General features: G+C 68.4%; 21 protein-coding genes and 2 pseudogenes. 6 read left to right on the forward strand and 17 right to left on the reverse strand.

The features are described 5' to 3' along the window. Nucleotides 1-45: 45 nt before the first annotated feature. The 4 genes and pseudogenes from Pth03_RS42720 to Pth03_RS38615 all read right to left on the reverse strand — a co-directional run. Nucleotides 46-282, reverse strand: a pseudogene (locus tag Pth03_RS42720) (DUF5131 family protein); the annotation flags it as partial. A 76-nt stretch (nucleotides 283-358) separates the two neighbouring features. Then, nucleotides 359-511 (reverse strand): hypothetical protein, encoded by a 153-nt coding sequence (locus Pth03_RS38605; protein ID WP_203949472.1) that lies wholly within the window; start codon nucleotides 509-511, stop codon nucleotides 359-361. Nucleotides 512-645: 134 nt separating this feature from the next. After that, the gene (locus Pth03_RS38610; RefSeq protein WP_203949473.1) at nucleotides 646-798 is read right to left on the reverse strand and encodes a hypothetical protein; all 153 of its coding nucleotides are present in this window, start codon (nucleotides 796-798) and stop codon (nucleotides 646-648) included. Further along, the gene (locus Pth03_RS38615) at nucleotides 795-953 is read right to left on the reverse strand and encodes a hypothetical protein (protein ID WP_203949474.1); all 159 of its coding nucleotides are present in this window, start codon (nucleotides 951-953) and stop codon (nucleotides 795-797) included. Before Pth03_RS38615 ends, Pth03_RS38610 begins: the two co-directional genes overlap by 4 nt. Nucleotides 954-1,234: 281 nt before the next feature. Between Pth03_RS38615 and Pth03_RS38620 the strand changes: the two genes are divergently transcribed. From Pth03_RS38620 to Pth03_RS38635, 4 genes are all read left to right on the forward strand, one after another. Then, complete coding sequence (locus tag Pth03_RS38620) at nucleotides 1,235-1,468, forward strand: hypothetical protein (protein WP_203949475.1); 234 nt, start codon at nucleotides 1,235-1,237, stop codon at nucleotides 1,466-1,468. Nucleotides 1,469-1,549: 81 nt separating this feature from the next. After that, nucleotides 1,550-2,797, forward strand: a complete 1,248-nt coding sequence (locus Pth03_RS38625; RefSeq protein ID WP_203949476.1) for a DUF2637 domain-containing protein — start codon at nucleotides 1,550-1,552, stop codon at nucleotides 2,795-2,797. After that, complete coding sequence (locus tag Pth03_RS38630) at nucleotides 2,794-4,599, forward strand: type IV secretory system conjugative DNA transfer family protein (RefSeq protein ID WP_203949477.1); 1,806 nt, start codon at nucleotides 2,794-2,796, stop codon at nucleotides 4,597-4,599. Before Pth03_RS38625 ends, Pth03_RS38630 begins: the two co-directional genes overlap by 4 nt. Then, nucleotides 4,599-5,180 carry a hypothetical protein gene (locus tag Pth03_RS38635; RefSeq protein WP_203949478.1) on the forward strand — a complete coding sequence of 194 codons (582 nt, stop codon included), beginning with the start codon at nucleotides 4,599-4,601 and terminating at the stop codon, nucleotides 5,178-5,180. The genes Pth03_RS38630 and Pth03_RS38635 overlap by 1 nt, the downstream gene beginning before the upstream one ends. A gap of 62 nt (nucleotides 5,181-5,242) precedes the next feature. On the opposite strand, the gene Pth03_RS38640 is transcribed toward Pth03_RS38635, so the two are convergent. The 5 genes from Pth03_RS38640 to Pth03_RS38660 all read right to left on the reverse strand — a co-directional run bounded on the left by Pth03_RS38640 (nucleotide 5,243) and on the right by Pth03_RS38660 (nucleotide 14,809). Further along, nucleotides 5,243-6,073 (reverse strand): hypothetical protein, encoded by an 831-nt coding sequence (locus tag Pth03_RS38640; RefSeq protein ID WP_203949479.1) that lies wholly within the window; start codon nucleotides 6,071-6,073, stop codon nucleotides 5,243-5,245. A gap of 101 nt (nucleotides 6,074-6,174) precedes the next feature. Beyond that, a complete protein-coding gene (mobF, locus tag Pth03_RS38645; protein ID WP_239119708.1) occupies nucleotides 6,175-10,830 on the reverse strand; it encodes a MobF family relaxase in 4,656 nt (1,551 codons plus the stop codon). 1,613 nt (nucleotides 10,831-12,443) lie between these two features. After that, the gene (locus Pth03_RS38650; protein ID WP_239119706.1) at nucleotides 12,444-13,175 is read right to left on the reverse strand and encodes a TetR/AcrR family transcriptional regulator; all 732 of its coding nucleotides are present in this window, start codon (nucleotides 13,173-13,175) and stop codon (nucleotides 12,444-12,446) included. Continuing rightward, the gene (locus Pth03_RS38655) at nucleotides 13,172-14,023 is read right to left on the reverse strand and encodes an RNA polymerase sigma factor (protein ID WP_203949481.1); all 852 of its coding nucleotides are present in this window, start codon (nucleotides 14,021-14,023) and stop codon (nucleotides 13,172-13,174) included. The genes Pth03_RS38650 and Pth03_RS38655 overlap by 4 nt, the downstream gene beginning before the upstream one ends. Nucleotides 14,024-14,533: 510 nt before the next feature. Beyond that, a complete protein-coding gene (locus tag Pth03_RS38660; RefSeq protein WP_203949482.1) occupies nucleotides 14,534-14,809 on the reverse strand; it encodes a hypothetical protein in 276 nt (91 codons plus the stop codon). A gap of 222 nt (nucleotides 14,810-15,031) precedes the next feature. Between Pth03_RS38660 and Pth03_RS38665 the strand changes: the two genes are divergently transcribed. Next, entirely contained in the window at nucleotides 15,032-16,414 is a 1,383-nt protein-coding gene (locus Pth03_RS38665) for a hypothetical protein (RefSeq protein WP_203949483.1), read from the forward strand. 3 nt (nucleotides 16,415-16,417) lie between these two features. Then, nucleotides 16,418-16,603 (forward strand): hypothetical protein, encoded by a 186-nt coding sequence (locus Pth03_RS38670; protein WP_203949484.1) that lies wholly within the window; start codon nucleotides 16,418-16,420, stop codon nucleotides 16,601-16,603. Nucleotides 16,604-16,684: 81 nt separating this feature from the next. Here Pth03_RS38670 and Pth03_RS42285 read toward each other — a convergent pair whose 3' ends face one another. The 8 genes and pseudogenes from Pth03_RS42285 to Pth03_RS38700 form a co-directional block, all read right to left on the reverse strand. Further along, nucleotides 16,685-16,807 carry a hypothetical protein gene (locus tag Pth03_RS42285; RefSeq protein ID WP_275413282.1) on the reverse strand — a complete coding sequence of 41 codons (123 nt, stop codon included), beginning with the start codon at nucleotides 16,805-16,807 and terminating at the stop codon, nucleotides 16,685-16,687. Between the two features lie 336 nt (nucleotides 16,808-17,143). Then, nucleotides 17,144-17,359, reverse strand: a pseudogene (locus Pth03_RS42815) (helix-turn-helix domain-containing protein); the annotation flags it as partial. A 41-nt stretch (nucleotides 17,360-17,400) separates the two neighbouring features. Then, entirely contained in the window at nucleotides 17,401-17,607 is a 207-nt protein-coding gene (locus tag Pth03_RS38675; protein ID WP_203949485.1) for a hypothetical protein, read from the reverse strand. 699 nt (nucleotides 17,608-18,306) lie between these two features. Further along, complete coding sequence (locus Pth03_RS38680; RefSeq protein WP_203949486.1) at nucleotides 18,307-18,471, reverse strand: hypothetical protein; 165 nt, start codon at nucleotides 18,469-18,471, stop codon at nucleotides 18,307-18,309. Nucleotides 18,472-18,687: 216 nt separating this feature from the next. Next, nucleotides 18,688-19,779: a HEAT repeat domain-containing protein gene (locus Pth03_RS38685; RefSeq protein WP_203949487.1), complete on the reverse strand. Its 1,092-nt coding sequence runs from the start codon at nucleotides 19,777-19,779 to the stop codon at nucleotides 18,688-18,690. A gap of 143 nt (nucleotides 19,780-19,922) precedes the next feature. Beyond that, nucleotides 19,923-21,002: a hypothetical protein gene (locus Pth03_RS38690; protein ID WP_203949488.1), complete on the reverse strand. Its 1,080-nt coding sequence runs from the start codon at nucleotides 21,000-21,002 to the stop codon at nucleotides 19,923-19,925. Between the two features lie 325 nt (nucleotides 21,003-21,327). Continuing rightward, the gene (locus Pth03_RS38695; RefSeq protein ID WP_203949489.1) at nucleotides 21,328-21,558 is read right to left on the reverse strand and encodes a hypothetical protein; all 231 of its coding nucleotides are present in this window, start codon (nucleotides 21,556-21,558) and stop codon (nucleotides 21,328-21,330) included. A gap of 67 nt (nucleotides 21,559-21,625) precedes the next feature. After that, on the reverse strand, nucleotides 21,626-21,799 hold the full coding sequence (locus Pth03_RS38700) for a hypothetical protein (protein ID WP_203949490.1): 174 nt from the start codon (nucleotides 21,797-21,799) through the stop codon (nucleotides 21,626-21,628). Between the last annotated feature and the right edge of the window lie 211 nt (nucleotides 21,800-22,010).

The raw sequence follows: 22,010 nt of genomic DNA on the forward strand, positions 1-22,010 counted from the left end.
GTGCCCTGGCGCGATAACGGGTTTCACTCTCTTGGCCAAGACCATGCGGCCTCGCCGCCACCGGTACGGCTCGGCCAGGGCGGCGGGGTGGGCCGTAACGGCGAAGCCGGGCCCGCTGGTTCGCGTGTCACCGTCGTTGGCGTAGCGGGGCTGGCCCATGGCCTGAAGCCGCTTCGCCAGGCGGAGCGCATAGCAGTTGTCGCAGCCGGGAGAGATGCGGTCGCACCCGGTCACCGGGTTCCACGTCGTCTCCGTCCACTCGATGGTGCTGCTGGTTGACATCGGCGTGTCCTTCGGAGGAGGTAGACGGAGGCCCCGGACGGTGGTCGTCCGGGGCCCTGGTCTGGGATCTGGTGGGCTACTTCTTGCCGTCCTTGCCCTCCGTTTTCCGCTCCGACGTGCCCGTCTGGACTCGGTCGACGTTCGAGCCGTGCCGCCAGTCCTTGCTGGTGTTCTCGCTGCGGACCTTGCCCGGGGTGCCGCTGCCCCACGTGCTCTCTGATCGCGCCATGATGGTGTCTCCCTTTGTGGGAGCCCCGGGGTCCGGTCGTTGGTAGCGGAGGACCTCGGGGCCTTTGTCTGTCGGGGGCTGCTGCCCCGGACACACGCCCGGCCCGGTCGAGCGGCCGGGCGCGATCCGCGGCCTCAGCGCTTCGACTTCCCGGAGTCCCGGCGGGAGTTGATGGCCGTGACCGTGGCGGCCGGCCGAGAGCTGCTCTGTGTGGTGCCCTTGCGGGTCTGCACCTCAGAGGCTGCGATCAGGTTCTGGCTGTAGTCCTGCAGATCGCGGCGAGTCACTTGTCGCCGCCGCTCTTGCCCTGGGCCTTCAGCTGCGCGTCGTAGGCGTCGCGCACCGACTGCGGCTCCTTGCCGGGGCCCCAGTTCGAGTGCGGCTTGACGTGCGTGACGGTCGTGACCGTCTTACGACGCTCGGTCGGCTGACCCTTTGGCATGATGGACCTACCTCTCTCTTGAGGTGGCCTCGGCGCGGATCTGTCCAGGACGCGCGCCGGGGCCTTTTGTGTCTGCTCACCAGGTGGCGTACTCGGTACGAGTGCATCCGGTGTGGTGTGGTCCCAGCGTGGCAAGCTCCTGTTGACAAATCAACTTGCAAACTAAATTTCTTACCTGCGGGTTAGCTCGTAGACTTGTTGACAATAACGCGATAGTGTTGCGTTGACGGCAGCGCTGTACGCTCCGGATATTCGGGTGCGACAGCAAGGAGCGAATGCCGGTGAACGAACCGGATGGTCACAAGAGGTCCGGGCCTGCCGACGACGAAAGGGGGTCCCGGGAAATGTCGACTGCCACGCCGGAAGCGGTGGCCGAGCAGGTTGTTCAGTTCGGCGGCCGAATCCCGGCGTCCCTGCGGCGCCGCGCCAGAATCGCGGCGGCCGCTCAGGACAAAGACGTTGCGGAGGTACTGAAGGAAGCCCTTGAGGAGTACCTGAGCCGACGCAACTACTAACTCCATTACCCGGACGACGGTGCAGATCTTGGCGGAAACACACCGCCGCCCGGGCCCAACACCAGACAGGAGAACTCTCTGATGCGTGGCATCAGCCTAAAGGGCTCGCGGCCGGCCTCCGAGCCCGCGGGCCAGGTAAACGGGCACGTGCCCGAGCACGCGGAGCGGCCTCCGCTCGCGCCGTGGACGAACGAGCCCGGGGTACGCGAGATCCGGCAGTACAAGGTCTCGCCGAAGGGCCAGGGCGGCGGCGACAAGCTGCCCGGGCGGCTGCTTGGCTTCGCCGGCGCGGTCATCTTCGCGGCGCTCGTCGGCTCCGGCTTCGTGGCCTATGAGGCACAGCGTCTGTTCGCGCTCGCCCACAACCACACGGGCGCGGCGATCAACGACGCGGACCAGTGGCGCGCGGCGATCGTCGGTGCGCTCCCGGACGCGGGGTGGATCGCTATGGCGCTCGTCGCGCTCGTCGCGGCGCTGCGCGGCCAGTCGTCGCTCCGGGCCCGCGTTGGCGTGCTGATCTTCTTCGGGCTGTCCCTGGGCGCTCAGGTGCTCTACGCGCCGGGCACGGTGGAGGGCATCCTCGTTGCGGTGATCGCCCCGATCACCATGGCTTGGATGTTGGAGACCTTCATCGTCGAAGTGCGGCGGTGGGCCGGGCAGAGGCGCGGCCTTGAGATGGATGAGTCCCCGATCCTGTCGGGCGTCCTCGTGGCGATCGTCCGCACCCTGCGCGGCCTGATCCGCCTACTGATGTGGGTGATCCGGCTCGTGCTGGCCCCCAAGAGCACCGCGAGCGGGCTCCGGTCCTGGATTCTCGACACGGCCCCGATCGCGCCCGGGCGCTCGCTGGCGAGCATGCGCGCGGCGGAAGCGCTCGCCATCGCGGAGGGCGCGACCACGAGCGCGGAGCAGGTGCGCGAGCAGGCAGCCGACGAAATCCGCGAGATCACAGAGGCCGCTGCGGCGGAACGGACTGCATTGACCGCTCGTCTTACCGAGCGTGAATCCGAAATGACGGCCGAGCTCCGGAAGCTCCGCCGCGAGCTCGATGAGCGGATGCGCGCGGCCGAGCATGACCGAGAGCTCCTGATCGCCGAGCGCGATCTCGTGCTCGCCTCCGCGAGCGCGCGCGATCGCCTCATCGCTCGCTATGAGCGCCTTCGCCTTGTCGGCGATGGGCGTTACGGTGATCGTTCGGCGGTGCCCGCGATCGCTCGTGAGCTGTATGAGGAAGTCGGGCTCCAGCGTGACTCCACGGCACGGAACTACCTGCATGAGCACCTCGACACTCTCGGCGTTCCCCCCAAGGGCCAGGAGGCGGCGGAATGAACGTCTCGGCAGCAACTGCTGATCTCGCACTCCCCGGCATCTCGACCGGCTTCCTCGTGACCCTGGCCGTCGTACTGCTGGGCGGCATCGCCGTCCGAATGGCGTGGGAGTCGGCCCGCAGGGGCCACCAACGGCCCCGCGCGGGCCTGTGGCGGCGCGTCCGCATGCGCCGCCACCCGGGCGCCGGGTTCGCCGGCCGGTGGGAGCTCTGGCGGCGCTACGGCCTCCAGCGGGCCCGCAAGGTTGCCCGGCACGCCCGGCCCAGCCTCGAACGCCGCGACCTGTACGGGTACCGGGCCTGGCCGCAGTACGCGACGTTCCTCGGGTGGTCCCAGGGCTGGGTGCACCGCTGGCGCTGCTACGGCACCCTGCACGACATCCGGCTGACGATCGCGCCGCCGCAGAAGGGCAAGAGCTCGGCGGCGGCCGGTGCCATCATCGACGCGCCCGGCCCTGTCGTCGTGACCTCGATCCGCGGCGACCTCATCAAGAACACGGCTGGCCTGCGTCAGCGGGTCGGCACCCTGCACGTGTTCAACCCTGAGGGCGTCGGCGAGTACGGCTCGACGTTCCGGTGGAACCCCGTAGCCGGGTGCGAAGACCCGGAGACCGCCATTCGCCGCGCGGGCTACATGGTGGAGGCGGTCGAGACGCGCGGCCTGAGCGAGAGCAACTTCTGGTCCAACCAGGCCGTGCGCGTCCTGTCCGCGTACATGCACGCGGCGGGCCTGGTCGCGGGCTCCATGCGCCACGTCTACAAGTGGCTCACGGAGGAGGATTACACGCCGGTCGAGATCCTGAGCCGGCACACGATGGCGGCCCCGTTCGCGGCCGACGTCGTGCGCCGGTTCCTGAACCTGAACGACCGCACGCGGGACTCGATCCAGGCGACGTGCGATCAGGTCATGTCGTTCATGCTCTCGCCGGAGGTCGTCGAGACCCTGACGCCTCGCGGCGAGGGAGACGAGTTCGACATCCGATCGTTCCTGCGGAGCCGCGACACGCTGTATCTGGTCGCGTCGTCGGAGGCGGGAAGCCCGGTGCCGCCGCTGCTGTGCGCGCTCCTGGCGGAGCTCAAGCACGAGGCGGTCATAGCGGGCGCGGCGTCGCCGGCGGGCCGTCTCGATCCGCCGCTGTCGCTGGAGCTCGACGAAGTCGCGAACGTCACGCCCATCCCGGTGCACGTGTGGGCGTCCTACGCGGCAGGCTCGGGTATCCGGCTCGCCATGTACTCGCAGAGCTGGGCGCAGCTCGTGGCACGGTGGGGCGAGAAAGGCGCGGAGACGATCTGGCAGACCGCAGGCGCGAAGGTCATCATGGCGGGCGCGTCGGAGCCTGACCTGCTCACGCGGGTGAGTCAGCTCTGCGGGAAGGTCTACATCAAGGTGCGCGATCACCGGGAACGGGACGGCACGAAAACCCCGGTGCAGGACTACGTCGACGTGATGGCCCCCGGCGACGTGCGGCGCCTGCCTCCCGGGCGGGCGATCCTCATCCTCGACGCGGCGCTGCCGACCATCATCCGTACAGAGCAAGTCTGGAAGCGCGCCGACGTCAAGGCATGGGCCAAGAGCGGCGAGCCGATCCGGCTGCCCCGCGTGGTCGAGCGCGAGATCGCCATCCCGGAGCCAGGCCTGCTGCTCGGCCACCGGCACACCGACGAACTCGCCTCCAGGCGGCGGCCAATCGAGCCGGAGCAGGAGGCGGCCCCGCCTCTGCCGCGTCGGCCCGCGATCGGCGACCCATCCGCACCGCGCGCGCCCCGGCCCTGGGACGCTGTCCCCGACCCTGGTGAGAGCTGATGACGCTGGCAAGGAACGGCGGCGGGGGCCAGAGCGATGCTCTGGCCCTCCTGGCCGTGGAGCTGGGCAAGCTGCGCGAACGAGTCGAGCAGGTCGCCGGCAAGGTGGACGCGGCGGCCCCGGTCCTCAGTGCAGCCGCCGACCTCGGCGAGCAGGTCGCCGCACTCACGGAGACCGTTGCCCAGCTCACGGAGGACGAAGAGAGCGGCATCGGGCCCGTCCGCACCTGGTCATGGGTCCGCATGACGGAAGACGAGCGCGCACAGAGGCTCGGCGAGCTGGAGAGCTGGGTCTACGAGGTGCTGTATCCCACGTACGGCGACTACCTCCGAGACGAACGGATTGCCTCCTGCTGGAAGCAGCACGAGACGGCGATCATGGAGCTCGCGTGGCTGTATCACCTCTGGTACAACGCCTACCTGCCCGACAAGCGCACCCCGCGCGACGCGGGCGACTGGCACGACAGATGGCTCCCGAGCGTCCTCGGCCGCCTTGACGGCGTGTTCAAGACCTGCGGCCACCGTGCCCGCGAGGCCACCGCACCAACCAACACGCAAGTGATCCGCCGCACTCCCCGCTGACACAACGAACAAAGGGCCGGAGACCTGGTCTCCGGCCCTCTCGTCTGTCCGAGATGTGATGTCTACGGCGGCAGGCAATCATCGCCGACCGGCTCCTGCGTCTTGCTGCCCATAAGCCAGCCGATCGTGTGCAGGATGCCGTCCCCGTACCCGGCAGAGTGGCGGCGGCCCGGGCCCGGGTTCTGCCACCCGATGTCCTCGGCAGGCGCGAGCTCGCCCACGAGATCGTTCCTGCTAAAAGGTCGGCCGCCGGTACTGGTTGGCCGGCCGCTCGCGGGCCCGACTGCACGCAGACCCAATGCCCACTCGCAGGTAGCGACAACGCCGGAACACCAGTCGGTCTCCCACTCGATCCGCGCGTGAGCGGGTCCACGTCGAGCCCTTTCCAGCACCGCGCGGATCTGGTCGTCGCTTCGCAGGAGGTGCCCGCGACCTCCGACCAGGTGGCCCCATCCCGCCTCCGGGGTGGACCCAGGCACAGGGATGTCGTCGCTTTTCCCAATCAGCCACTCAAGCGTGCGAGCCGCGTCCTGACGTTCGGCGCTCTCCCCGCGACGGCGCGGGTTGTTCTCGGCATGCTTGATCTCCGCGCGCGCGTCAGCAAGCGTCGGAATAGCGCTGGTCTGACGCCCACTCGACGGCGCCGTGAAGCTCTTGCCGAGAGCCCACAGAAACGCCTGGCTGTAGCCAGAGGGGGCGGAGGCGGGATGGGAAGCTTCCCACTCCCGGATCGCGGCAAACACCGCGGCGACATGCTCCGGCGGCCTCCGTACGGCAGGGCGGCGCAGGTCGGCGGCCTCTTCCTCGCTGATCTGCCGCTCGAAAACCTGTCGGCCGACGTGGGGCGGGCGTGGCGGTTCGGGCTGCCGACCAGGCACGCGCACGCCTGACATGATCGCCTCCTGACTTTGTCTCCCATGGGAGACACCGCGGGCCCGTGCACCACGGGATGATCCGTCGCTGCTGCCACGGTACGTCCCTGGCCCGCTCATGGTCACCTCTCCAGCCCCGGCTCGTCACGGCTGAAGCTCGGTACCCGCTCATCCTCCAGGCGCCGCTGCGGCTCCTGCCGGACGGCGACCTGCTCGCGCGCCCGCTCGGCGTCGCGGCGCTCCAGCTCCTCACGGTCGGCGGCCGAACGCTCGGCCTCCTGCCGCTCCAGAGCCTTCCGTGTGACCTTGGCGGCCTCGGCTGCGGCCACGAGATCCGCGGCGACCTGGCGGCCGTCGACCACACCGATCCCGAGATCGAGCTCGCCCTGGTGCTCGTGCACCTCGGCGGCCCGCTCGTCGTCCTGGCGGACCGGGACGGCGTCCCGCTCGACCTCGACCGGCTCGGCCGTCCTGTCCTCGGCCCGCTCGTCGTCCCGCTCCACGCCGCGGTCGGCGTCCTGCTCGGCCGTGGGCTGGTCGTCCCGCTCCACCGCGATGTCGAGCGCGAGCTGCCCACGCATGGGCTCGTCCCGCTCGACCTCGACCGGCTCGGCCGTCCTGTCGTCGGCCCGCTCGTCGTCCTGGTGGATCGGCGGCAGGTCGGCCTCCGGGTGCCGGCGGCGCAGCTCCTGATCGGCCTGCGCGGCACGCTGCCGGGCCTGCTCGGTCTCCGCGTGCCACGCCTCTCGGGCCTCGTCGATGAACTCCAGCGCACGGCGGCGGTCCTCGAGAACGCCCGCGAGCGACTCATGCGCCCGGGCCCTGCCCTCCAGCAACTCCCGCCGGGCGGGGTCGAGCTCGGCCGCGGCCTCTTGAGCGGTCAGCACCGCATCGGCCCGGGCCCGGTCCGACGCGACCGTGGTGTCCCGCAGGTCGTCGGCCACGTACTGCGGCGCCCACTTCGCGGCCCGCGCATACGCGGCCCGCTCCAGCCACAGCTCCCCATCCGTGCGGCTGGCCACGTCCAGCTCAGCCTCCGGCCGTCCCAGAGCGACGTACGCGGCGTGCCAGCTCGCCCGGGCCTCCGGGCTGTCCGGCGCGTACCCGATCGCGTCATCAAGGCTCAGTCGGTCGTACTGCTCGCGGAACGCCTCGACCACACCGGCCCGCGCCGCCCAGTCCTGCCGGGCGATCGGGTCGGCGGGCACCGGCCCGAGATGCTCGATCGCCCACGCCGGGGCCTCCTGCGCGACCCGCTCGCCGATCTCGGCCGCCCGGGCGTCCATCACGGTGGCCAGCTCACGCGCGTAGTCAACCAGCTCCGCCGGGCCATGCGTCGGCGTCCGATCGGCCACCAACGCCACCGGAAGCGGCGCGGGCTCGTCGGTCCCGAGCGCGGTCCGCACGCGGTGGTGCAGCACCGACGCGATGCTCTCGGCCGGTGAGGCGGGATCGTCGATCTCCCGCGCATGCACCGCGCGCTCGACCAGCGCCGCCGCATCGTGCCCGGCGAGCTCGGCTGACCGGAGCAGCCGGTAGAGCGTGCCGCGCGGACCCCGGTCCTCGGTGCCGGCGAACCTGGCCCACTGGTCAGGCGTGAGCGCGGCCTCCAGCACCTCGGCGTACCGGGCCTCGCTGATGTCTCGCACGACCTCCGTGTGGATCGCGCCCAGGTGCCCCAGGTGGCCCGCACGCAGGTACTCATCACGCAGCGTCTCGGTAGCGGTCAGCTCGGCCTCGTCGGTCGTGATGGCCTCGGCCAGGACGGCGAACCGGTCGAGCCTCGGCGCGTCCGGACCGTCCGGGACGATCCGTCCGGCGGCGGCGCGGGCGGCCTCCGGCGTCGGTACCGGCCCGGCGTCACGCTCGGCCCGGCGGGCGGCCTCGGCGAGCTCGGGCGCGGCGTCCTGCCCGGCCTCCATCTGCGCTGTCCGCTCGTCGATCGACACGTACGCGTAGTTGCCCTCGCGACCACGCGTCATCATCACGTACAGCATGGACCGGCCGGTGCCCTCGCCCACGAGCGAGTGGCAGGTGTCGACCGTGCGGCCCTGAGCGGCGTGCACGGTGCTCGCATACGCCAGCTCGGCGTGCTCCTCCAAGTACCACTTGCCGACCGGATACGCCTCGCTCCACTGCTGCTCACCCGTCGCCGCATCGCGACCCAGCAAGCGCCGCACCTTCACGTCATCCTGGGCGAGTTCCTCGATCCGCAGAACGTCACGGTTGGTAATCCGGCGCCCGTCCTCATCAGTGACCTTGCTGTGGTTCTGACGGGCCATGATGAGATCGCCACGCCCGGCCGTCGCCTCTCGCAGCGTGATCCCGTCGTCCTGGACCAGGCCCAGGGCTCGCAGGTCGGCCTGCGCACGAGCGGCGAGCTCCGTCACCTGATCCTTGGTGGCCGACAGCAGGAGCGAGCTCTTGCCCTCCAGGTGGTCAGCGAGCCAGCGCCGATACGCTTGCTCGCTCATCTCCTCGGCCGTGCCCTCCAGCAGTCGGCCGTGCTTGTCGTACTGCTCCAGCGCGGAGACCTCGCCGCGGCGCATGGCCAGGCTCGCCTCGCGCTCCCACTCGGCGCTCATCCGCTGAACCTGTGTGAGCTGGTAGTAGCCGTGCTCACGGGCCAGCATCGCGAACGCGCCCGCGTCGCCCACGGCGGCGAGCTGCTCGGGGTCGCCCGTCAGTAGTAGTTTCGCGCCGGCCTGCTCGGCGATCCGATTGATCTCGGCGAGCTGGCGCGAGGTGGCCATGCTCGCCTCGTCGACCACGATGAGATCGCGCGGGCCGATCCGTTCCTGACCGGTCCGGACCCTGGTGAGGAACATCGCGATGTTGCGCGTGCGGTCGCAGCCCTCGCCCTGGAGTACCTCGGCCGCGTTCTGCGAGACCGCCAGACCGACAACCTTCCCCTCGACCTGCTCACGCCACAGCGTCGACAGTTCGCCCATTGCCCGCGACTTGCCCGCACCGGCAGGGCCCACAAGGACGTCGATGCGGCGCCCGGACGTTAGCACGCCGTGCACGGCGGCGGCCTGGTCGTCACGCAGACCGCCGACCCACTGCGCCGCGTCCGCGCTGCCCTGCTCGACTCCGGAGCCGTCCTGCTCCACGGCCGCGCCGGACAGACGCGCGGCCAGAGCCGCCACGTCTCCGCCCAGAGCCGCCGCTGCCATCTCCGGATCGAGAGCGGGAGCGCCCAGCTCCGCGCCCGCGCGGATCAGCTTCTCCTCAACGTCGAGCTGCTTGCGGGTCGTGTACAGGCCCCGCTCGTGCGGCTCGAACACGCTCCGGCCGTCGTCCTCCCGCACATACGCGTCAGGCGTGGCCACGAGCTCGGGGGCGTTCAACCGGTGGACGCCCAGGTCAGACGCGGGATCGAGCGCATCGTTTGTGAGGTCTACCAGCACCTTCCGCACGGTGTCGGCGGGCAGGCCGCCCAACTGGTCGGGCAGGGCCCGGTTGATCGCGGCGGTGAGCTGGTAGCGGTTCCACGTCGCCGACGCCTCCTGTACCTCCGCGATCGCGGTCTCCAGCACCCGCTGAATCTCCTGGTCGGCGAGCTCCGCAACGTGCCGGGCCTCGGCCAGATCGACGCGGCCGGCGACCTCCCCGGGGATGTCCGCCAGGGCGCCGAGCTCGGCGGCGCGGGCCTGCGCCTCCCACCCGGCGAGCGAGATCTCGCGCGGAGCCTCCTCCTTGCCCTTCCGCATCCGCGTTTTGCTGTCCAGCGTCACGTACTGGGCCATCTGGAAAAGAGCGCGGCGGCTCGGGCTGTGGCCGTGCTTCGCTTCGTACTCGGTAACCAGCGTGGCAACGTCGCGCTGAATCGTCGCGCGGCGAGACGAGAACAGATCCCGCGTCGCCTCGTCGATCCCGACGATCTCCCGGGCCTTCCCGTCCGGGCGCGTCGCGAACTCAACCCCGAGCGTCCGGGTGAGCTGCTCCCCCATCACGCGCTCGCCGATCGCCGCGGCGGCCGGTCGAGCCTTCCGCATGCCCCGGCTGTCGATCGTCCGCCACTGCCCGTCCGGGCACTCCACGCGGTTCAGGATCGCGTTGTGCACGTGGAGCTGCGGGTCGCCGTTGCGGTTCGTGTGCTGGCTGAATGACGCGACAACCCAGTCGTGCGCCTCGACGAAACGGCCGGTGGCGTGGTCGGCGAGCTGGCGGCCGGTCACCGGGTCACGCGGGATCGCCCCGTGATACCCCGTCCGCGAATACCCGGCCTCATCCTGCAGAAAGTCGAGCGCGGCCTGACTGCCAGCCTCGACCGCATCCCACACCGTGCGGGCCTTGGCTTCCATCGCCTCGGCCGTCACCAGGTCGCCGGCGGCGCGGGCATCCACGGCGGCGGCCTGGAAACCCGCATGCAACAGGCTCACGCTCTTCGCCGGGGAGAACGTCGCGTCATGAAAGAGAACCGCGCTGCGCGCGTTCTTCGACGCTTCCAGCGTCAGAGCCTTGATCCGCTCCGGCGAGGCATCCGGCTCGGCCTTCAACTTGTCCGCGAGAACCTCGTCAGCGCTCCGGTAGGTCCGCGGGGCCTTGCCCAACGTGGCCTTACCCTCCGGGTCTCTCGGGTCGAGCAGGTGCGCGTAGATCGCGGTCATCTCATCCGCGTCGACCTCGCCCACCAACCCAAGATCGGCACACCCTCGGCCGGTCCACCGGCCCGCCGGCTCCCCGCCACCCTGGCCGCCAGTAGCTGACAGATAGTAGTTCTCCGCCCCACCCGCCGTCCGCGCCAGATACCCCGGGTCGTACCCGGTCGTCATGCTCAGCACGGCGGCACCTCCTTCCGGATCGTGGAGCGAAGCGAACAAGATCAAACAACCATCATCATTGTAATGCCTCGGTGTGTTGCTTGTGGATAGATGGGGTGGAGAGACTTGGAGAGGTGTGTGAGCGGGGTTGAGGTGCACGGAGAGAGGCGATGACGGGGGGGAGGGGCGAGAGCTTGGGGGCGAGAGCTTGGGGGCGAGAGCTTGGGGGCGCGGCAAGGGGTTTCAGAGAGCGGCAGTGAAGCGGGGAGCGCGGACACGCGGAGTAGCCAGAGGCGGCGGGCAACATCGGCACCGGAGAAGATCCACAACAGGGAAGCGCGGCGGGCTGGAAGATCACGCAGAGCGTCGGCGAAAACGCCTCAACCTCGACCACGCGGCCGTCACACGGACGCACCGGCCCCCGGCCGGCACCTCGCCACCCGGCCTATCCCCGACACATTGCAATGCCCGCGCTGAGCCGCCAGCGCCCCCCGGCGGGCCACACCGCGCGCGCAGAACTCCGCCGCGGGAGCGTCTTCTCCCAATACGGCGTCTGCTCAGAAGTGTCCTGCTACGCTGCGATTCGCCGCCGAAAAGATCACTGCGCTAGAGGGCTGATGGACTCCTCTGATCTCATAGCACTCTTGGGCTTGATAGTGGCCGTGGTAGCGATCATCGTGGCCACCTGCGCGGCCGTCTACTACGGGCGCGTTGAGAAGGGCCAGCGGCGGCTCCGGGCTTGGAAGGCTGTGCAGGCAGGTGTGTTCGTCGGAGCGGTACTGCTCGTCGTAGTCGGCGGCGGGTGGCTACTCACGCGTGGCAACAGCTCCGGACAAACTGCTTCTGGCACGGGCCCGGCCCCTGCCCCATCGTCTCCTGACGCTGGCCCATCGCGTACCCCATCACCGGCGACTCCCAGCACCAGCCAGACGGGCGCAGCCAGCGCCCCCGGTGGGTGTCGGGGAGCTATCAACCTTAATCACGCTCCGGTCTCGGCGAATCCATGCATCAGCGTGGTCGACGGCCACCTACAGCTCGTCAGTCACGTGACAGCACTGCAGCCGGGAAAGGTCACCGTGTTCGTGTGGCTCACTGACGGCAACACGTACCGGCCCGACGTCCCACCCCACCGATGCAACTTCGATCTCGCGGCCGGGCAGACCGAGACCTGCTCGACTCGAGTCCAACCCGACCGGCCGGGAACGGACTGGGTAGCCGCCACCGAAGCCGAAAAGGGATCCGCTGACTACCCATCAGGGTGGAACAGCTTCCCGCACGTGGCCGGCACCCAAAGCGGTCACCGGGTGACCTGGCCACTGCAGAACTAGCAGAAACACCAGATAGAACCCTCAGCCGCAGTCGTCCTCCTCGCGCTCCTGGTCCTCATTCCGGTCTGCGCCCGCCGGTCCCAACCATCGCCGGCCGACTTGCCGCCAGGGTCCCGGGCCGCGCTCGACTGGATCCGCGTGGCGGCTGGACGATCACGCCCAGCGCTTGCGGGCACGCATTGCAATGCCCGCGCTGAGCCGCCAGATTGCCGGAAGAATCACCGACGCCACCGGAGATCCACCAAGATCGACCCATGCCCGTCCGCCGTACCACCTTGCGCACCGAGACCTACTCCATCAGTTCGTTCGTGAAGCACCAACGCTGGCCAGGAACATGTGCGAGGCAGTGTCGATCATCAGCTCGATCAAGGGCGGCCGAGTGTCTAGCATCCACTCAACGAGCAGCTCCTGAATCACGCCGCTGAGCCCTAGCGCGAACAGGTGGAGGTCTCCTGGGGTTCCTTGCAGTTCGCCAACGGCCTCTTCAATCAGGTGAGCGAACGTCGCGACCGCACGCTGCCGGGGGCCATAAAGGGCGAACCCTGCTCGTGTCACTTCCAGATGCATGATGCGAGCTCGGCGGGCGTCAGCAGTCACAAAACGCACGTACTGCTCGACGGCGGCGACGACCCGGGCCTCGATGGTCGGCGGGGCCTTTTCCATAGCCTGGCTCATTGAAGCGAAGGTGTCAGTGACACAGCGCTCGTAGACCTCTCGAAGCAGGTCTTCCCGGGAGGCAAAGCACTCGTAGAACGCTCTATTCGACATGCGTGCTGCCGCGCATAGCCGCTCGATCGTGGTGGCGTGGAACCCCGGCTCGGCGAACAAGATATACGCGGCGGTTATGAGGCGCTCACGCCGATCCGCAAGTCTCTGCTCCGCACTCATAGCTCTCTGGTCGCGTTGGAGGCGGCGGACTTCGTCGATGCTGGGCTGCGGAGTTCGCTGCCGCAGTTGACGCGCCCCCGCTGTGCCGAGCGATGAGCGCTCGATCATGCCGTCGAACTGCTCGTCAGCGGTGTTGCTCACGATCTGTCGCCCCCCTGCAGATGTCTCTGCTCACTCTTTCTCCATCGGTACAGGGCCCCTTCCACCGCCCGAATAGAGGTTTCATCCAGGAGTTCGACGATCTCCTCCTGGGTATAGCCGTCGATCGTCAACGCAACGATCGCGCGGGTGCGCGCATCCACGCGTCCGAGATCGTCACGGACGCGCATATCCCCCAGCGCTTGCGCCTCCACACTGGTGATGAGCCCGGCCTCTGGGTCCAACGTGACGGCCTCCCCTATGTGCGCACGGGTCCACTTCTTCTGCTGGACTCGGCGCTTTCGAAACTCGTTGGGGAAGATGTACAGGCAGGCCCCCATGAAGTAGGTCGGCAGGCTGGCGCCGCCCTCATATCGCCACCCGCCCTCGACAAGCGCGTGTTGGCGAAACTTAGGAAGGGCAAGGGCGACGGTCATCGTGGCGAGCTCCTCGCGAGCATCAGAGTCACGGTGGAGTTCCTCGAGTTCCGCCTCGCTGGGGGACAGAGCGAACTTACGGCTCGCAGTGAGCTTGAAGATGTAGCCGGTGTACATCCACCCGCGGAGGACCGACATCCCGTAGCGGGCTAGCTCTTCTTCGAACCTCTGATACCTGTCTCCGGTGAAGTTGCATCGGGCCAGCTCATCGCGCAATCGCTGGTCAGACGCCCGGCGCTCCAGGCTTTCCTGAAGCTGCCGAGCTTCGGCCGCCCGCGTGGCCGGCATCCCCCTGAGCATGTCCGCCAACGAAACGGGCGTGAGAGCGGAAGCGTTCGTTTCGGGAGGTTGTACCGGCCCGGTACGCGCGCTGACCGCGAGCAACTTGCCCGCCGCCTGTTCGCTGTCGCTCACCGTCCAGTGCCCTTCCCGTTGGTCTCGTCTATAGCCGCCCCGACATGCACGGGTCGGCTCCGTCAGCGGCCCGGGGGCTTCGCTGCTCCGCAAGCTCTCGTCGAACCCCCCAAACCGCCGACGCAGACGACCCTTGTAAGTGCGCGCCCGGCAGGCACCCCACGGATATTTTCAAGATTTTTTCCTGCGGGCCTTACGAGAGATTTTCGTGGGATGACACCGCGTCTGCGACTTACGAGACGAAGATCCGTCATCACCACAAGGAGACTTACGTGACACCGCCGCCTGGCCCGCTGCTGTCTGTCCGTGCCGCTGTTGTTCTGCTACTAGCGGGCGTCGTAGGTCTGCTCGCAGGCGTGCTCGCCTATCTCGCTGGGCAGCCTCTGCCAGCAGCGCTCTTGGTGAGTGGCGGCGCCGTCGGCGGAAGTGTCCTGCTATTCCACACCCTCATCGGGCGATAGATGAACCCCACCGCCAAACCAGCGGCGGCCACACCCCGCCGGTCCCGGCCTAGTCCTCCACGCCCTCAACGAACCACATGCCGCCGCGCTGCACGAGCTCCACCACGGCCGAACGCTGCCGACCATGAGCCCTCACATGGAAGTGCCGAACCCGGAGCTCCTCGACCGACTTACCGGCGTTCTCGCCCTCCCACCACGGGAGCATCTCCTCCCAGTACGGCTCCGCCTCCTCAACCACCACATACGTCCGGCCCCACGCGCGGAACCGCGCAGGGAAGCCCTGGCCGTCGAGCTCGACCTCGGCCGGCTGGTGGTAGCGACGCACAACGACAGTCTCGAACAGATGAACGCATGATCGCTGTCGGCCCGCCTTGTCCGGCCTTGGCCCGCATCAACTTCGGCGGCGGTGCCCTCTTCGCGCTTCTGGTAGGTCGCGCCGCGTCCGGCGGCCACGCAGTGATGCCGTTGTGCCTTCCGAGTTGCACGCGCTGTAGGCATTGGACTTCTATGCTGTAGATAATTACAGCACCTTCGACTGAATAGGGGCATGATGCCGCTGCACGATTCGTATCCAGTCGCGAACGGCCTTAGAACCGACCACCCAATCCCTGACCTGCCGTTCGTCGACGACTCTCACATCCCTCTCGACGATCCCCGCGCCCTTGAGGCGGTGGGCCGTCACCGCGGTGACGGCATGTGGGGCCGCCACGACGATTCCCGTCACGACGGAGGATGGGCCGCCTTCACCACCGACCCCATCCGACACGACCTGGCATGGTCCGTGCGCTGGCATCCCGACCACGGCCGTTCCGTGGTGCTCTACCGGGACAATGACGCGGCAGGCATGCACCACTGGCTCCAAAGCCCGGCGCTGCTGTTCCGGTCCGGTGGCTACTGGTTCGACGGCACATCCTGGTATCGGCCCCCGCAGGTGTTCGACCTCGCGAGCGAGGAATTCGTCCGGCGGCGAGTCCCTGCGGCGACCACGGTCACCGCTGCGGACCTGCTGACTACGAACAGGAAGCCGACAAGCAGCCACGTTCTTCACGTCGATGAAGTCGACCTCGATGCGCTGCCCTCGCCGGACCGCTGGCTGGACGATCTGGCGTCGTGGGCTGCTCAGCACCAGGGCCCGATCCCGTTGTCGCGATGCGTCGTGAAGATCTCAGCCCCTGAGCTCACGGGTGACCAGTTGGTCGGGGTAGCGGAAATGGCGCAGATCGCCGGCGTCGCCCCCTCGACCTTGCGGGCCTACATCTCCCGCAAAGAAGGAGACGTCCCGCAACCGCAGGCAACCGTCAGCGGGCGCAACGTATGGGCCCGGCCAGTGGCCGAAGAGTGGGCTGAACGGCGCCGCCGGTCTCCCGACAGCGTGGAAGAGACCATATCCATTCAGCACGGCGAGGCTTCAGTTCCTGCTGGCGTCGCGGAGGTCTGGGACAATTTCACCCGGTTCTTCGTCTCGTCTCTGTGGGAGAACCCCGATCGGCGCAAGCGGTGGGCGCTGCGATGGCGTACCCAAAGTGCGGTCGAAGAGGTCGCGAAAAGCCTCGGTTGGCAGGTCGCAGTCAACCTCGGCAACATCGTCCCTACGGAGGCCTTGGCAGCCACGATCCGTCACGCAGTCCTGGATGAATTCGCCACTGGCCAGCAGCTCCGCCAAGAGAACGGCTTTGATCGTCACGATTTCTACGGAATCACGCCGCTGGTGGCGGAGATGCTCGATTGGCTTGTCCGCCACGAGCCCCATCTTGCGGGTGCCACCATCAACGAGATCATCGGCGAGGCCGAGCGTCGGTTGCAGATCTCCCGCGAGGTGAGTACGCGATCAATCGCAACAGCGCTGGACCTGGACGGCAAGCTCGACGACGACACCCTCGACGAGTTCCTCGACAAGGTCGTGATCCCCTCGGAGAGGAAGAGCAGGTAACCCATGGCGGACACCAGTGTCGGCATCGCGCAGGAACAGCTCGCCGCGGCGCGCGTACAGCTCAACGATGGCGCGCCCCTCGAGCTCCGCCTTCAGATCGGCATGCTCGCTGCGCAGATCGCGATCGCTGAACGCCTCGACGGCATCGAGAAGAGCATCGACTTCGGGATTGTTGTGCGGCCCGAATGATCTGGCCCCTAAGTACACGTGAAAGCCCCGGGCGAACCTCATGCCCGGGGCTTTCACCCTGTTCAGCAGTGTGGCTACGTGTCAGCCCGGCAAGGACTCGCTCGGACGCGGGTTGGCCTCGGCGTAGATGGTGACCCTGAGAGAGCGCCAGGCGTTGGTCCACTGCTCGACGTCCGCCCCGCAGCCGCTCACGATGGCTTCCACCGTGCGGAGTCTGGGAAGCCCAGGCTTTGCAGGATTGAGCGCGTCATACAAGGTGGTCCGGGCGATCCCTGCCCAGGTCCCGGCGTCCCCCCGGTAGCGGAAGAGAACCATGTCTGCAGGGGCGTCAGCCCACCTCCACAAGAGCCTGAGCTCGTACCGATACTCCGCCGGTGTGTTCGCACGCCACGGATCAGGGGCAACCACCGATCGCGCCGGCGAAGGCGAGGGCTTCGCTTCCTTCGGCGAGGACTTCCGCCGCGGGCGAGGCCTCCGCGAAGCACGGCTTTTACGAGTCTCGGCACCGGCCAGCTCCCATAACCCCCGCACGGTTGCGGGGTCCCCGCCGCATGCCTCGACGAACTTCTTGGTCACCTCCCACGAAGGGCATGTGTACCCGGCAGCGGCTGCAGCCAGGACGGACTTGGAAACATGAACGGCGTCCGCCAGCTGGTGGTACGGCGGGGAGTCCGCGAGCTCGCGCAGACGGCGAAGCTCGCGGGCCAGGTCAGCGACAGACCCTTCTCCCTCGATGGGGCGCTCAGGTCGAGGCATCAGCAGACCTCGTTGACGAGGAAACGCACGGCTGGTGGGCCTCAGCGGCTCTCGCTGGCCCGTGCGGGCAGAAGATCGCCGAGGGTCACGGCCAGCGCAGCGAGGGACACGCTCAGCGCCAGCGCGGGGTCAGTGCCGAGCTCGACGAGGACAACGACGAAGACCAGAGTGAGGACCCAGATCAGGATCCGCACCTGAACAGACGTCTGGGGGAGGCAGGGCAGCAGAGTACGCGGAACGGGAAGCACGGGGAGAGCTCCAAAAAGTTGTTGGTCCGGATGAGCACGGCGACAACTGCGCGCACGGAATCCCAAGCGGTTAGCCCTCCGCCTGGGACACGAGCAACATCACCAACCGGCATCATCCCGCACTGTGACGTAAACCGCATGCGGGAGATCACACACCGTGCAACTCGCCGGACAACTACGCGAGGACTCCCAGAGCGGGTCGATATATCCGTGATGCCGGGGTTCCCGCTTCTGATGCCAAATCGGAGCGTTGATGCGCTTGGAAGTGAAAACCCGCAGGTCAGCGCGGGTAAATGAGTCAGATGGAACACCCAAAATGCTGGGGGTAATCGTACGGGCTGCGGACGTCAAATTGACGCCGACAGAGTACGAAGCTATGTCGAAATGATCCGCGCCAGTCCGGCAGCCTTATGGATATCCCTTCCGGTTGGCAGACTGGACCCACCGAGAAGCCGGCGGGAGCCCCGCCGAGGGGCATCTGCCCTTGTGACTCGGCCGAGTGCGCCAGTTCGTTGGTCCGGATGAGCGCTTCGAAGATCGGATCACGGCCCTTCTGATTAGCCCCGGAAGGGCCGTTGTCTTACCCCCAAATCTCGGACAACCGAGCCGGACAACTCTCATCACGACAGGCCCGGGAGCATGGCACCGTAGCCTCGGCCGTTCTCATCCACCTTGTCCGGCGCCGATGAGGCACCGACCTCAGCGGCGGTCGTCCTCGTCTTGCTCCTGGTCCTCGTTCCGATCCGCTGCGGACTGCGCCCGCCGGTCCCACTGATCGCCAGCCGACTTGCCGCCAGGGTTCCGGGCCGCGCTCGACTGGATCCGCGCGGCGGCTTCCTTGTCCATACGCCCGTTCTTGGTCATGCCCGTGGCCTACCCACAGGTGCCACCGGAATACGGCAGACACGGGCCGCGCCGGGGTGCGTACCAGACAGAACAGGGGCTCTGTCCGGTCTCCGCAACCGCATCACCGCAGGTCAACGCATCGACGCCGGTTCGCTCGGCATTCCGGCCCCATATATCGGGCGGCGGACCGACGCCGAAACCCTCGCAATCAGCCTTGCCTCCTGACCTGCGGTTTCAGGTGGGCGCGGTACCTTTCTGCCGTATTCCGGCCGCACCCCCTGTTGCCGCGTGCCCCGGGAAGTCGCTCAGGTGAGCGCGGGGGGGCGATCTCCAGGGGTCGTCCCACTGCGGTTCGAGGCTCTCGGGGTGGAGTAGTCCGCGAAGACAGCGTCGGAGTCCCGCGTCGCCGTCGTAGTCGACCGCGCGCATCCACGGCAGCGGTGTCATCAGCCGTGCCGTCTCGTCGGTCGCGCACGCGTCCAGTACCGCGCCCAAAGCGTCCGGGACGGGGGCATCCGTCAGGCACAGCCACCCCAGCGCGGCGCTCACCCGGACCGCGGGCGGCATCGCGGGGTCGGACCACAATTCCTGGGCCCATGCTTCGCACGCAGGGTCGGCGTGTTCGTAGGCCAGTTGCGCGATCGCGAGTACCAGGCCGGCGCGCACGGTGGGGTCGGCCTCGACACGCAGGCGCGTGTGCAAGGCGCCGCGGATGTCGTCGATGTGCCCGGACGCGACCACCCCCGCATAGGCGGCCGCGGCGCGCACCTCGGGGTCGGGGTCGTCGAGCAGGGCCGTGACGAGGTCGGCGTCCGCGGCGATAGCGTCCCGTGCCGCCTCGATCCCCCAGGTCCCGAAGTAGCCGCTCGGTTCGTAGCGCCCCTCACCGTCGGTGACGCGCAGCAGTTCTTCGCGGGTGCACCGGCCGGGCCCCGGCGTCCACTGCACGATTCCCGCCGCCAGCTCCAGCGCGTAGGCGCGGCAATGGCCGCGTGGGTCGGCCGCGACGCGGAGGAGGAACGGCACCGCCAGCGCCGCCACCGACCAGGCGCTGTTCGCCAGTTCCCCGTTCACTCCGCGCACCGCGTGGTACACCACGTCGGCGTCGTGGGAGCGTAGACGCGCCACGTGGTCCCGGGTCTCCGGGCCTCGGGGAAAGCGGCCCCACGGGACGTCGTCGTACGCGAACGCGTCCTTGGCCTCCCGGGAGATCGACGCCACCACGGCACGAACATCAAGCGGACCGCCCGCGTGTTCCTCGGGGTCCCCGTCCACGAACGCTTGCTCGACTGCCTGGTAAACCGGATCGTTCTCCCACCACGCCATCGTGACCCCCTCGACACCAGAACGAGACGCGCGCACCAAGGCGGCCTCACACGAGTACCGCTGCATGGCCCTGCTCGGCGAGGCACCCGGCGAAATGACATAGAACTATGATCGCGGGGTTGTCGCACGGGCAAGAGGCGCGGTCAGCGCGCGGCGACGCGGGCGCGGACGGCGGCCAGCGCCTGCCGTGTGGCCTGGCGGCTGTCGGTCGACTGGTCGAGCAGGGCGGCGGCCTGTGTTCCCCGGGCTTGGAGCATCGCAGCGTAGCCCCGGCCGTCCTCGTCGACCTCGACCCGGACCTGGCGGCGTGCGGCGGCGAGCTGCCGGCCGATCCGGAACCGCACCACGGCGGCCAGGTCCTCGGCGCTGGCAACCTGCTCTGTCAGCAGCTCCACGGCCTCGCTGGGCGGCACGTGCCGCAGCAACAGCGCCGTAAGGTGAGCAACCTCGGCCACCTGCGACGACGGCAGACCGCGCCCCGGGCCTCGCTGCCGCTCCCAAAACGGCCCGCACGTCTTTACGATGTAAAGGGCCTGGCTCTTTTCCTCGTCGCTGACACCCCCAAAGCGGGCCTGGCGAGGGCCTGGGCGGCTGCGCGGGACATGCTCCGGCGGGGAGGGGGGAGAGCCTTCTCGCGTATAAGGAGACGTGTGCAGTCTTCCACAGCCGAATGAGGCGGCGATCTTGGGGCCGGTAGCTGAGCCGTGCCGGATCACCTCGCACTCGCTGAGCGCTGCGTCCATCGTGACCCGGGTCTGCCGGCTGCGCGCCCGATCAACGGCAGGGTCGATCTCCTCGCGTACGGTCGTGGACAGGGTTCGCGGGAGCTCCGGCGGCAGGTCGGCGGGTACGGCCAACGTGTAGCGAGCGGCGCGGCCAGGGCACGGTGCGGCGGTCTGCCGTACGTACCCGAGCTCGCGCAGGCGCCGGAAATCCGACCACGCCGTGCGGATACCCACCTGATGCACCGCGGCGTAGGACGCCATGACGGCGGGAAGCTCGGCCAGGCGGCCCCGCTCGTCGGCCCGGTGGGTCAGGTGGCGGGCCATCCTCCACGCGCAGTCATCGGCGAGATGCCCGCGCCATCGCTGCAGCGCGACCAAGCGGAACCACGTCCGCCTACGCAGGCCCGGGTTGTGGTCGGGTCCCTCGTAGTAGGCCGTACGTGGCCGTGATCGGTTGTCATCTCCTTCGGCATCACCCGTGCCGCTGTGCGGCGACACGCCCGTATTTGGGCGTGCTGGGCTAGCCGGACGTCCATCGAGTATCGTGGGCTCCGGTTTGATGCATGCACGACAAAGGGCCGGCTGGTAACCGGCGCGATGTAGTGCGGATGTTCAGTTGGTTGGACCTGTCAGTTCCTTAGGCGCCTCGCTTTCCTCTCTGTCTCTGCTGGATGCGCGGTAGTGCGGGAACAAAGGTCGGCTCGTTGGTAAGGCGAGCTGACCCGGATGGGATCTCCGTCGTCGGGGGTGGTAAGTCCCCTCGGTGCGGCGGTCCCCTGAGGTCGTAGATACGCCCCGGTCTCGCACCGGGGCCTACGCATTTCTAGGCCGAGATCTGCTCGATAGAGCCCTCCTGCTGTAGCGGCCGTGAATCCCGAGGCGGTGCGAGCGGGTCGAGATCGATCAGCTCCTCCAGGTAGCGAGACAAGCTGATCCCACGAAGGTCGGCCGCCGCGTCGAACCGGCGCTTGACCTCTGCGGGCACGCGGGTCTGGAGCGGCACATTGCCGCCGGTCCCTCCTGGCCGTACGGCACGTCCTCGTATTGATGGCACGGCCGAGATCTTTGCGCATCCTGGGATTCCATGCATGCAAACGCGCCGCGTGTCGGCGAGATCGCTGTCAGAAATTTTGCGCGATCAACGTTTCAAGATCCGCGGCTGCAGCGTGGAGTGCTCGGCATGCGGCCCGGATCTGGTCCCGGGTGACCTCGAGCTCGCGGCCGGCGGCGTGGTGTTGGGCCTGGCCGTAGGTGTCGATGCGCTCGCTGATCTCGTACGCCTGGGCGCGCTGCACGGCGTGGTCACTCCTTCATCGGGGGGCGGAGAGTGACCAGTCCAACCGACACGACCTGGCCGATGGTGCACGTACACGAAACTCGGCGAGTCCGCGATATCCCGGGAGGATTGCATTCAACCCCGCAGGTAACTCCCCCTCCTACGGACTAAGGATTGTCCCTCCAGGACTTATCCAGGCGCAGTCGCCATCCGGCACCGACGCGGAGAGA

The sequence above is a fragment of the Planotetraspora thailandica genome, assembly GCF_016863335.1.
Lineage (GTDB): Bacteria > Actinomycetota > Actinomycetes > Streptosporangiales > Streptosporangiaceae > Planotetraspora > Planotetraspora thailandica.